An 11,267-nucleotide genomic window follows, 5' to 3' on the forward strand; every position below is an offset into this window, starting at 1 on the left:
GAGGCCGCCGGGGACGCTAGGAAGGGCACCAAGGGGTGGTGGTGCCGGTGGAGTCGACACCAGACAGGACCGTCAGGTCCGTGAGACCGCCCGCCGACGCGGAACTGCGTCGGCGGCTGGTGTACGGCGACGAGTCCGCGCTGGCCGAGGCGTACACGGCGTACGGCGGACTGGTCCGCGCCGTCGCCGCCCGCGTCACCCACAGCACGGCCGCCGCCGAGGACGTCGCCCAGGAGGTCTTCGCCCAGCTCTGGACCAGGCCGTACGCCTTCGACGCCCGCCGTGGCACGCTGCGCACCTGGCTGTCGATGCTCGCCCACCGGCGGGCCGTCGACTGGGTGCGCAGCGAGGCCAGGCACCGCAAGGACGCCCGCGCCGACGACTCCGCGCTGCACGCCATCCCGGACGCCGCCCCCGGCCCCGACGAGACCGTCGTCCACCGCGAACGCTTCCGGCAACTGCACAGCGCCCTCGCCGAACTCCCGCAGCCACAAAGGGAGGTGGTGCACCTCGCCTACTTCGCCGGCCGCACCTACCGGCAGGCCGCCGTCGAACTCGGCATCCCCGAGGGCACGGCGAAAACCCGGCTGCGCACGGCACTTCGCACCTTGGCCGAGACTTTGGCCGACCCGCCCGACCCCGCACTGGAAAGAGGCGCATGATGACAGTGCCGGGCGAAGGAGGCGCGGGGTGACCAACGATCACGAGGATGTAAGGGAGTTGCTGGCGGCCTGGGCCTTCGGCGCCCTGCAGCCGGGCGACGAACGGACGGTCCGGCCGCACCTCGCCGAGTGCGCCGACTGCGCGGCGGAGGCGGCACGGCTGCGCGAGACGGTACGCGTCCTGGACGGGCCGCCCACCGCTGCTCCGGCGCCGGCGTCCCTGAACGGGAGCGCCCCCGCCCGGCCACCGGAGACGGGCGGCGTACTCGCCCTCGCCCTCCGCTCCCGCCGCCCGGCCGCAGCCCCCGGCATCGCCCCGCACGCCGCGCCCTACGCCGCCGCCGTCTCCGGCCTCCAGGCACTCCTGCGCGAACTGGACGGCGAAGGGGACGGCGAACGGGAAGGGAGCGGGCGCGGCGCCTGGGGCACGCCCGTCGTGCACGACTGGGACGTCCGCGACACCGTCGCCCATCTGCTCGCCGCCGACGAACCGCTGGCGCTCCACCTGGGCCTGGACTCGCGCCTCCCCGGGACGGCCGCCGCACCGGCCGGAGCGGGCCCCGACTGGGCGGACGCCTGGGCCCTGCGCACCGCCGAGGTCATCGCCCACGAGCAGCGCCGCGAACCCCGGGAGACCGTCGCCGCCTGGGCCGCGCAGGCCGCCGCACTGCTCGCCACCCCCGAGGCCCGCGACCCCGAACTGGCCTCCACGGCAACGACGTTGATGGGCGCCCGGCTGCCCGTCGCCGACCACTTCACCGTCCGGGCCTTCGAGGCGTGGATCCACACCGACGACATCGGCCGCGCCCTCGGCATCCCCGTACCCCCACCGCCCGACCCGCACCTGTGGCGCCTCGTCCACCTGGCCGTACGTATCCTCGGCACGGCCCTGGGACCCGACGCGCCCCCGGTGCTCTTCGCCGTCACCGGCGGCGCGGAGGAGTGGGTGCTGGGCTCGGAGGACGAACCCATACGGGCCGAACTCGTCCTGGACCCGGTCGACTTCTGCCTGCTCGTCGGCGGCCGTTACGCACCCGACGAGGTCCCGCGCGGCGAAACCGGCGACAGGGAGGCCGCACACGCCGTACTGGCACGCGCGGCCTCCCTGGCCTGGCTCTGAGGAGTTTTTGACGAACATCACTGCACAGGCGTGAAATCCCTCGCCCCGACGAACTCGGGCCGCCGCACCGGCGCCGCGAACGGCTCCACCGCCTGGTTCTCCACGCTGTTGAACACGATGAACACGTTGCTGCGCGGGAACGGTGTGATGTTGTCCCCGGAGCCGTGCATGCAGTTGCAGTCGAACCAGGTGGCCGAACCGGCCCTGCCCGTGAACAACTTGATGCCGTGCTCGCCGGCCAGTGAGGTCAGCGCCTCGTCGGACGGGGTGCCCGCGTCCTGCATCTGGAGCGACTTCTTGTAGTTGTCGTCGGGCGTCGCCCCGGCGCAGCCGAGGAACGTCCGGTGCGAGCCCGGCATGATCATCAGGCCGCCGTTGGTGTCGAGGTTCTCGGTCAGCGCGATGGACACGGACACCGTCCGCATGTTCGGCAGGCCGTCCTCCGCGTGCCAGGTCTCGAAGTCGGAGTGCCAGTAGAAGCCGCCCGCGCCGAACCCCGGCTTGACGTTGATCCGCGACTGGTGGACGTACACGTCGGAGCCGAGCAGCTGCCGGGCCCGCCCCACCACCCGCTCGTCCCGCACGAGCTGGGCGAACACCTCGCTGATCCGGTGCACCTCGAAGACCGACCGGATCTCCTTCGACTTCGGCTCGACGATCGACCGCTCGTCGTCCCGGACCGCGGGATCGGCGATCAGCCGCTCCAACTCGGCCCGGTAGAGGGCGACTTCGTCATCGTCGAGGAGTGCGTCGAGCGCCCGGAAGCCGTCGCGCTCGTACGCCATCAGGTCGGCCGTGGAGAACGGCCCGGGCAGGTCCGGCGCACCCCACAGGACCGGGTCCTGGCGAGGGACGGACACCTCGGCGGTGCCACGGGTGGGGTACAGGTCGGTGAGAGTGGTCATCACTGGGTCACGCCTCCTCGGTCAGCAGGGGGTAGACGCCGTTCTCGTCGTGGTCCTCGCGGCCGGTCACGGGCGGGTTGAAGACACAGATGCAGCGGAAGTCCTCCTTGATCCGCATCGTGTGCCGCTCGTGCCCGTCGAGGAGGTACATGGTCCCCGGGGTGATCGTGTACGTCATCCCGGTCTCGTCGTCGGTCAGTTCGGCCTCGCCCTCGGTGCACACGACGGCCTCGACATGGTTCGCGTACCACATCGACGTCTCCGTACCCGCGTACAGAACCGTCTCGTGGAGCGAGAAACCGACCCGCTCCCGGGCGAGGACGATCCGCTTGCTCTCCCAGGTGCCGGACGCCGACCTCACATGCCGGTCGGTGCCCTCGATGTCCTTGAACGAACGGACGATCACGGTGCTGAACAACCCCTCTCTCAAATGGTCTCTCGGACGGCGCGGGCCACGATGCGCAGCCCCTCGTCCAGTTCCTCGGGCGTGATCGTGAGCGCCGGCAGCAGCTTCATGACCTCGCTCTGCGGGCCGGACGTCTCGATGAGCAGCCCGAGTTCGAAGGCCCGCCGCGCGACCCGCTCCGCGCGCGCCTTCTCCTTGAACTCCATGCCCCAGACCAGACCCCGGCCCCGGTACTCCCTGATGTCGGCGAGGTTCTCCTCGGTGATCGAGATGAGCGCCTCCTCGACCTGCTCGCCACGGGCACGGGTCTGCTTCTCCATGGCGGAGCCGTCCGCCCAGTACGTCTCCAGCGTGGCCGCGGCCGTCACGAACGCCGGGTTGTTGCCGCGGAACGTGCCGTTGTGCTCGCCCGGCTCCCAGATGTCCAGCTCGGGCCTGAACAGGCAGAGGGACATGGGGAGTCCGTAGCCGCTGATGGACTTCGACACGGTGACGATGTCGGGCACGATGCCCGACTCCTCGAAGGAGAAGAAGGCGCCGGTCCGTCCGCAGCCCATCTGGATGTCGTCGACGATCAGCAGCATGTCCTGCCGCTCGCACAGCTCGGCCAGCGCCCGCAGCCACTCCGGGCGGGCGACGTTGATGCCGCCCTCGCCCTGTACGGTCTCCACGATCACGGCGGCCGGCTTGTTGAGACCGGAGCCCTGGTCCTCCAACAGCCGCTCGAACCAGAGGAAGTCGGGGACGGTCCCCTCGAAGTAGTTGTCGAAGGGCATCGGCGTCCCGTGCACCAGCGGTATGCCCGCACCGGCCCGCTTGAAGGCGTTGCCGGTCACGGCGAGCGACCCGAGGGACATCCCGTGGAAGGCGTTGGTGAAGGACACGATGGACTCCCGCCCCTTCACCTTCCGCGCCAACTTCAGCGCCGCCTCGACGGCGTTGGTGCCCGTCGGGCCCGGGAACATGACCTTGTACGGCAGTTGGCGGGGCCGCAGCACCAACTCCTGGAAGGACTCCAGGAAGGCCCGCTTCGCCGAGGTCGACATGTCGAGCCCGTGCGTGACGCCGTCCCGTTCCAGATAGTCGATCAACGCCCGTTTGAGTACGGGGTTGTTGTGGCCGTAGTTGAGAGATCCGGCACCGGCGAAGAAGTCGAGGTAGGCATGGCCGTCCTCGTCGTACATACGGCTGCCCTGCGCACGGTCGAACACGGCGGGCCAGCTGCGGCAGTAGCTGCGGACCTCCGACTCGACGGTCTCGAAGACGCTCAGGTCGGGCTGGGTGATGGTCACGGCGGTGAACTCCTTGCGGTGCGGGTGCGGTGGGGGGTGCGTCGGCGGGCCGGCGAGTCAGCCGGAGAGCGGGCCGATGCGGTACAGGACCTCGGGGTCGTGGGACCCGTCCTTCGGGAACTGGCCCGCGTCGAACAGCACCTCGCGCTCGACGATGGCGTCATGGCGCTCCGCGAACGAGGTGAACAGCCGCTCCGAGGCGGTGTTGCCCGGTGTGATGGTGGTCTCGACGGCGGTGATCCCCTGCTCGCCGGAGACCCGCCGGGTCAGCCCGTCGAGCAGCGCGGCGGCGAGCCCGCGCCCCCGCTGCCCGGCGTCCACGGCCACCTGCCAGACGAGCAGTGTGTGCGGCAGGTCCGGCCGGACGTACCCGGTGACGAAGCCGACCGGCTCGCCCTCGGGGTCCCGGGCGACGGCCGAGGTGGCGGCGAAGTCCCGGCACCACAGCAGATAGCTGTACGACGAGTTGAGGTCGAGAACCTTCGAGTCCCTGGCGATCCGCCACAGCGCGGCGCCGTCGGCTACCACCGGGCGGTCGATTTGCAGGTCTGTCAGTACGGCACTCATGCAAATGCAACTTACCGATCGGAAATCAAAAATGCATGGCCGTCAGCGGTTTTCTGTTGTTGGTTGAATCACACTCGTTGAATTTGCTTAATTCGTTCGCAAAACCTTGTGTTTAGGTCGGGAAAAAGCGGGCAGACGAATGCGGGAAGCTAATCTGAATTCAATTACCGAATTTCAGTGCCGGCCAGCGCCGCGCCCAGTGCGGCCAGACTCCGCCGCACCACCTCGGGCGTCGCGTCGGGCCCGTAGTGGTTGACCCGGATCATCTCCTTGGCCAGCGCACCCCCGCCCGCCGCCAGCGGCAGCGTCGGATCGGCGGCCAGCGCGCTCGCCACCAGCTCCGAGGCGACGACCCCGGCGGGCGCCCGCAGGGTCGTGGCGACCGGCGCCGCGTCCGCCGCCTCGTACACATACGGCTCAAGACCGCCGCCCAGCGCGAGCGCCCCCGCCCGGGTGGCCGCCGCCGCGGCGCGGTGCCGGGCGATCACCGCGTCCAGGCCCGCCGTCTCGATCCGCTCCACGCACGCCTCCAGCGCGAGCATCTCCAACTGGGCCGGAGCGTGCAGCAGGGTGCGCCGGCCGCCGTCGATCCAGCGCTCCTTCCAGTCGAGCAGCGAGAGGTACGACCGGCGCGGCGCCCCCGGATTGGCCGCCATGCGGGCCCACGCCCGCTCGCTCACCGACACCGCCGACACCCCGGCGGGCCCGCCCATCGCCTTCTGCGCCCCGATCACGCACAGGTCGACACCCCACGCGTCCGGCAGCACCGGCTCGGCGCCCACCGACGCGACGGCGTCCAGATAGAGGAGGGCGCCCTGCTCCCGTACCGCCTCGCCGATCTCCGCGACCGGGTTGGTGTTGCCGGTCGCCGCCTCCGCGTGCACCAGCGAGACGAAGTCGATCTCCGGGTGCTCGGCGAACGCCTCCCGGACCTGCGCGGCCGTCACGGCGGCGTGGAAGGGCACCGCGAGGTCGACGACCCGCGCACCGCAGTCCCGCAGCCAGTCGCCGAAGGTCTGCCCGTAGGGGCCCGTGACGATGTTGAGGGCCGTGGTGCCCGGACCCGCGGTACCCCTAATGGCACCTTCCAGGGGGAGCAGCGCCTCGCCCTGCATGATCACGACGTCCTGCTCGGTCCCGAGCAGCCGCGCCACCCGGTCCTCGATCGACGCGAAACGGGCGGCCGTGAGGGGCGCCAGGTCCAGGAAGGGATGCGTGGTCACGGAGGTGCTCTCTTCGGTTCGCGGGGTAGGTAGGACGAGTCGAGACTAGCCGCAGAGCCACCCGCCCCCCCCGGTCCGCCGTGATCCGGAGGCAGCCCAGGCCGGGTGGCCCGCATCCCCCCACAGGAGGTCCTCGTGAACCCGGTGCTCGGACGACGGTCCCGCATCCTGGCCGCCACCACCGCGACGGCCGGGCTCCTGCTCGTGACCGGCTGCTCCTCGGACGACGACGGCGGCGGCGCCGCGAAGACCGCCGCGGGCGGGGTCGAGGTCGTCAAGGCCGGGCAGCTCACCGTCTGCACCCACCTCCCCTATCCGCCCTTCCAGTCGGAGATCGACGGGAAGGTGCAGGGATTCGACGTGTCGCTCGTCGACCTCGTCGCCAAGAATCTCGGAGTGAAGCAGGAAATCCTCGACACGCCCTTCGAGAACTTCAAGACGGGCGCCTTCCTCAACTCCGACCAGTGCGACCTCGGCGCGGCCGGTATGACCATCACCGAGGAACGCAAGAAGAACGTCGACTTCTCCGACCCCTACTTCGACGCCACCCAGGCCGTGCTCGTCGACAAGAAGAGCGGCATCACCTCCTTCGACGGCCTGGGGGACAAGAAGGTCGGCGCCCAGGCGCAGACGACCGGCGAGGACTACGCCAAGGAGAAGGGCCTCGACCCGGTCTCCTTCGAGTCCTCCGACGCCGTCCTCAACGGCCTGCGCACCGGACAGGTCGACGCGGTGATCATCGACTACCCGGTCGTCCAGGGCTGGCTCAAGGACAAGGCCACCGCCGACGCCTTCCAGGTCGTCGACAACCTCAACACCGGTGAGGAGTACGGCTTCACGGTGAAGAAGGGCAACGCGAAGCTGCTCGCCGCGATCAACAAGGCGATCACCGACGCGAAGGCCGACGGCACGTACAAGAAGCTGTACGAGCAGTGGATCGGCCCGTACGACGACTCCGCGGCGACCCCGTCCGCGTCATGACCGAGGTCACGGACCGGCAAGTACAGCCCCGCAAACAGGGGTTGACGCGCCGTCAGAAGCGGGCGCTGTCCCGGGGCGCCCAGTACGCGCTGTTCGTCGCGGCCGTCGTCGCCTTCGCGGTGTCGGCCGACTGGGACCGGCTCCAGAACCAGTTCGCGCAGGCGGACCTGGCCCAGCAGATGTTCCCGGACATCATCACGCTGGCCCTCAAGAACACCGTCCTCTACACCCTCTCCGGCTTCGTCTTCGGCCTGGTGCTGGGGATGGTCGTGGCGCTGATGCGGCTGTCGTCGGTCGGCCCCTACCGCTGGGTCGCGGGCATCTACATCGAGATCTTCCGCGGCCTGCCCGCCCTGCTGATCTTCATCTTCGTGGGCGTGGCGGTGCCACTGGCCTTCCCCGGTACGGAGATCCCCGGCGGCACCTACGGCAAGGTGGCGTTGGCGCTGGGCCTGGTCTCGGCGGCGTACATGGCGGAGACGATCCGCGCGGGCATCCAGGCGGTCCCCAAGGGCCAGCTGGAGGCGGCCCGTTCACTGGGCTTCTCGCACGCGAGGGCGATGGTCTCGATCGTCATCCCACAGGCCTTCCGGATCGTGATCCCGCCGCTCACCAACGAGTTGGTGCTCCTCTTCAAGGACTCCTCGCTGGTGCTGTTCCTCGGCGTCACCCTGGAGGAACGCGAACTCGCCAAGTACGGCCGTGACTTGGCGAGCCAGACCGCCAACTCGACACCGATCCTGGTGGCGGGCCTGTGCTATCTGCTGGTGACGGTGCCGCTGGGCTTCGTCGTACGAAGGCTGGAGACGAAGGCGGGGGAGGCGACGAGATGAGCGACGGTACGAAGGACACGGTCGTCCCGGAGATCGAAGTCCGGGACCTGTACAAGTCGTTCGGCGACAACGAGGTGCTGCGGGGCATCGACCTGGAGATCGGACAGGGCGAGGTCGTGTGCGTCATCGGCCCGTCCGGCTCCGGCAAGTCGACCCTGCTGCGCTGTGTGAACCTGCTGGAGGAGCCGACGAAGGGCCAGGTCTTCGTCGGCGGTACGGAGGTCACGCACCCGGACGTCGACATCGACGCCGTCCGCCGCCGGATCGGCATGGTCTTCCAGCAGTTCAACCTCTTCCCGCACCTCACGGTGACGGAGAACCTGACACTGCCGCAGCGCAGGGTGCTGAAGCGGGACAAGACGGAGGCGGCGAGGGTGGCCGCCGAGAACCTGGAACGGGTGGGCCTGACGGAGAAGGCGACGTCCTACCCCTCCTCCCTCTCCGGCGGCCAGCAGCAACGGGTGGCGATCGCAAGGGCGTTGGCGATGGGCCCGGAGGTCATGCTGTTCGACGAGCCGACCTCGGCCCTCGACCCCGAGCTGGTCGGGGACGTACTGGCGGTGATGCGCCGGCTCGCGAACGAGGGCATGACGATGATGGTCGTCACGCACGAGATGACGTTCGCCCGCGAGGTCGCCGACCGGGTCGTCTTCATGGACGGCGGAGTGATCGTCGAGGACGGCCCCCCGGCGCAGGTGATCACCAACCCGAGCCACGAACGCACCCGCCACTTCCTCTCTCGCCTGCTGGACCCGGCGATGGCGGAGGTGGAGGAGGTGGCGGAGGGGGAGACGGTGGCGGAGGTCTCGGACCGGACGAACGGCCCGGCTGACTAATGTGCCCTGCATGAACGAGCAGACGCGGACGCAGACGGTGCTGCGGGTGAAGGGGCGGGTGCTGGTCGGCCCCGAGGAGGTCCGGGACGAGCTGTGGGTGGTCGGCGGGCGGATCTCGTACGACCGCCCGCCCGGCGCCCGCGACATCCGTACGGTGGAGGGCTGGGCGCTGCCCGGCCTGGTCGACGCGCACTGCCATGTGGGCCTCGGCCCGCACGGCGCGGTCGACATCGACACCGCCGAGAAGCAGGCGCTGACGGACCGGGACGCGGGCACGCTGCTGATCCGCGACGCGGGTTCACCGTCGGACACCCGCTGGGTCGACGCCCGCGAGGACCTGCCGAAGATCATCCGGGCCGGCCGCCACATCGCCCGCACCCGCCGCTACATCCGGGGCTTCGCCCACGAGATCGAGCCCGACGACCTGGTGGCGTACGTCGCCCAGGAGGCCCGGCGCGGCGACGGCTGGGTCAAGCTGGTGGGGGACTGGCTGGACCGGGGCACCGGCGACCTGGCCGCCTGCTGGCCGCGCGGGGAGGTGGAGGCGGCGATCACGGAGGCCCACCGCCTGGGCGCGCGGGTCACCGCCCACTGCTTCGCGGAGGACTCGCTGCGGGACCTGGTGGAGGCGGGCATCGACTGCGTCGAACACGCGACGGGCCTGACGGAGGACACGATCCCCCTGTTCGCGGAGCGTGGCGTGGCGATCGTCCCGACCCTGGTGAACATCGCGACATTCCCGAACCTGGCCGCATCCGGCGAGGCCAAGTTCCCCGACTGGTCGGCCCACATGCGCCGCCTGCACGAACGCCGCTACGACACGGTCCGGTCCGCGTACGACGCGGGAATCCCCGTGTACGTCGGCACGGACGCCGGCGGCACACTCCCGCACGGCCTGGTCGCGGCGGAGGTAGCGGAACTGGTCAAGGCCGGCATCCCGGCACCGGCGGCCCTGTCGGCGACGACATGGGGAGCGCGGGAGTGGCTGGGGCGGCCCGGACTGGTGGAGGGGGCTGCGGCGGACCTGGTGGTGTACGAGAGTGACCCACGGGCGGATGTACGGGTACTGGGGGCGCCGACGAGGGTGGTACTGAACGGGCGTGTGACGGCTTGACGAACCGCCTGAACCGTCTGACACCGGCCACCTGAGTGAATGTGGAGAACATCCGTGCCGCGTGATTCGAAGATCTGCGCGGAAACCTCACGTAGGGGTGAACTCCCGTCAGAAAGCTGACTGTTGACGGCCTGTAGGTAATTCTTACCGGGTCCCGAGCGTGATTTTTCAGCGTGTCTCTCCGAGGGGTCCCCAAACCTTGAACGCCAACAACTTCCGCCTGCCCGCACGCCGTCTGGCCGTAGTCGCGGCGGCGACGGCACTGGCCGCAGGCCCGGCGAGCCTCGCCCATGCGACAGAGGACCAGGGTCAGGGCCAGGCCCAGGGCCGCGCGAGCGCGGTCGTCCTCCGCACCGGCCTGGACGTGTCCCTCCTCAACAAGAGCGTGAACGTCCCGCTGGCGGTCACCCTGAACGAGGTTCGGGCACCCGAGAGCGCCGAACAGACGGCGCTGACCGCGAAGTTGGACGGCGTGGACGGAGGCCGGCCGTTCACGGTGCTTGGGGCGGAGGTCGCGGAGGCGAAGGCGACGGTGGAGGAGTCGAAGGGGAGGGCGGAGGCGACGACGACACTCGCACACGCGAAGCTCCACGTGCCGGGTCTGCCGCTGCTCTCCCTGATCGAGGTCGAGCAGGTGACGTCGAAGGCGATCTGCGTGGCGGGGGAGAAGCCGGTCGCGTCCGCGAACCTGATGGGCGCGGTGACGGCGCTGGGCAAGAAGGTGACGCTGACGCCGAGCGGCCCGGTGGAGGTGAAGGTGCCGGGCGTGGGCGAGGTCCGCCTGGACATCTCCCAGACGGAGACGACGACACGTACGGCGGCAGCGACGGCCCTCGAACTGACGGTGTCCGTCAACCCGTTGAACCTTAACGTGGCGGAGGTGGAGGGAACGGTGACGTTGGCGAAGGCGACGTGCGAGACACCGCCGGCGCCGCCGACCTCCCCCGCGTCCCCCACCACCCCGGCGCCGGAGGTGAAGCCGCAGGGCGCACCGGCGGAGGCGGGCCTGGCGGAGACGGGCGCGGGCTCGTTGACGCCGTACCTGGCGGGCGGGGCGGTGGCGTTGCTGGCGGCAGGAGCGGGGGCGGTCGCGTTGGCACGCCGCGGCAAGAACTGACGGCACCTCCAGGGTTTTTTCGCCCCCGCCGCCCCTACCCGTTCCCATCCCTGGGGGCTGCGCCCCCAGACCCCCCTTGTCGCGCTGAACGCGCTCGTCCTCAAACGCCGGACGGGCTGAGTGGTGCCGACCTGGGCTGGATGGCGCCAGCCACCGCTTGGCTTACCAGCCCGGCCGGCGCTTGGTTTTTCAGCCCGTCCGGCGTTTGAGG

Annotated in this window: 12 protein-coding genes; 7 read left to right on the forward strand and 5 right to left on the reverse strand. The window is 70.3% G+C overall.

Going from position 1 to position 11,267, the window contains the following annotated elements; genetic code table 11:
* Positions 1–35: 35 nt before the first annotated feature.
* Together CW359_RS39280 and CW359_RS39285 are read left to right on the forward strand one after the other, a co-directional pair.
* On the forward strand, positions 36–662 hold the full coding sequence (locus tag CW359_RS39280) for an RNA polymerase sigma factor (RefSeq protein WP_105975022.1): 627 nt from the start codon (positions 36–38) through the stop codon (positions 660–662).
* Positions 663–690: 28 nt separating this feature from the next.
* A complete protein-coding gene (locus CW359_RS39285; protein ID WP_105975023.1) occupies positions 691–1,782 on the forward strand; it encodes a maleylpyruvate isomerase family mycothiol-dependent enzyme in 1,092 nt (363 codons plus the stop codon).
* 17 nt (positions 1,783–1,799) lie between these two features.
* On the opposite strand, the gene thpD is transcribed toward CW359_RS39285, so the two are convergent.
* The 5 genes from thpD to CW359_RS39310 form a co-directional block, all read right to left on the reverse strand.
* Entirely contained in the window at positions 1,800–2,687 is an 888-nt protein-coding gene (thpD, locus tag CW359_RS39290; RefSeq protein ID WP_105975024.1) for an ectoine hydroxylase, read from the reverse strand.
* A gap of 7 nt (positions 2,688–2,694) precedes the next feature.
* Positions 2,695–3,093 carry an ectoine synthase gene (locus CW359_RS39295; protein WP_105975034.1) on the reverse strand — a complete coding sequence of 133 codons (399 nt, stop codon included), beginning with the start codon at positions 3,091–3,093 and terminating at the stop codon, positions 2,695–2,697.
* Positions 3,094–3,113: 20 nt separating this feature from the next.
* Positions 3,114–4,385, reverse strand: coding sequence for a diaminobutyrate--2-oxoglutarate transaminase (ectB, locus tag CW359_RS39300; protein WP_105975025.1), 1,272 nt, complete (start codon positions 4,383–4,385; stop codon positions 3,114–3,116).
* A gap of 57 nt (positions 4,386–4,442) precedes the next feature.
* A complete protein-coding gene (gene ectA, locus CW359_RS39305; protein WP_105975026.1) occupies positions 4,443–4,952 on the reverse strand; it encodes a diaminobutyrate acetyltransferase in 510 nt (169 codons plus the stop codon).
* 164 nt (positions 4,953–5,116) lie between these two features.
* Positions 5,117–6,175 carry a pyridoxal-phosphate-dependent aminotransferase family protein gene (locus tag CW359_RS39310; protein WP_105975027.1) on the reverse strand — a complete coding sequence of 353 codons (1,059 nt, stop codon included), beginning with the start codon at positions 6,173–6,175 and terminating at the stop codon, positions 5,117–5,119.
* Between the two features lie 135 nt (positions 6,176–6,310).
* Here CW359_RS39310 and CW359_RS39315 point away from each other — a divergent pair, with 135 nt between their 5' ends.
* The 5 genes from CW359_RS39315 to CW359_RS39335 all read left to right on the forward strand — a co-directional run bounded on the left by CW359_RS39315 (position 6,311) and on the right by CW359_RS39335 (position 11,056).
* Positions 6,311–7,156: a transporter substrate-binding domain-containing protein gene (locus CW359_RS39315; protein ID WP_105975028.1), complete on the forward strand. Its 846-nt coding sequence runs from the start codon at positions 6,311–6,313 to the stop codon at positions 7,154–7,156.
* A complete protein-coding gene (locus tag CW359_RS39320; RefSeq protein ID WP_105975035.1) occupies positions 7,153–7,989 on the forward strand; it encodes an amino acid ABC transporter permease in 837 nt (278 codons plus the stop codon). The genes CW359_RS39315 and CW359_RS39320 overlap by 4 nt, the downstream gene beginning before the upstream one ends.
* Positions 7,986–8,825, forward strand: a complete 840-nt coding sequence (locus CW359_RS39325) for an amino acid ABC transporter ATP-binding protein (RefSeq protein ID WP_105975029.1) — start codon at positions 7,986–7,988, stop codon at positions 8,823–8,825. Before CW359_RS39320 ends, CW359_RS39325 begins: the two co-directional genes overlap by 4 nt.
* Positions 8,826–8,835: 10 nt before the next feature.
* The gene (locus tag CW359_RS39330; RefSeq protein WP_105975030.1) at positions 8,836–9,939 is read left to right on the forward strand and encodes an amidohydrolase family protein; all 1,104 of its coding nucleotides are present in this window, start codon (positions 8,836–8,838) and stop codon (positions 9,937–9,939) included.
* 199 nt (positions 9,940–10,138) lie between these two features.
* Positions 10,139–11,056, forward strand: coding sequence for an SCO1860 family LAETG-anchored protein (locus tag CW359_RS39335; RefSeq protein WP_105975031.1), 918 nt, complete (start codon positions 10,139–10,141; stop codon positions 11,054–11,056).
* Positions 11,057–11,267: the final 211 nt, after the last annotated feature.

This window comes from Streptomyces geranii, assembly GCF_002954775.1.
In the GTDB taxonomy this organism is placed as follows: domain Bacteria; phylum Actinomycetota; class Actinomycetes; order Streptomycetales; family Streptomycetaceae; genus Streptomyces; species Streptomyces geranii.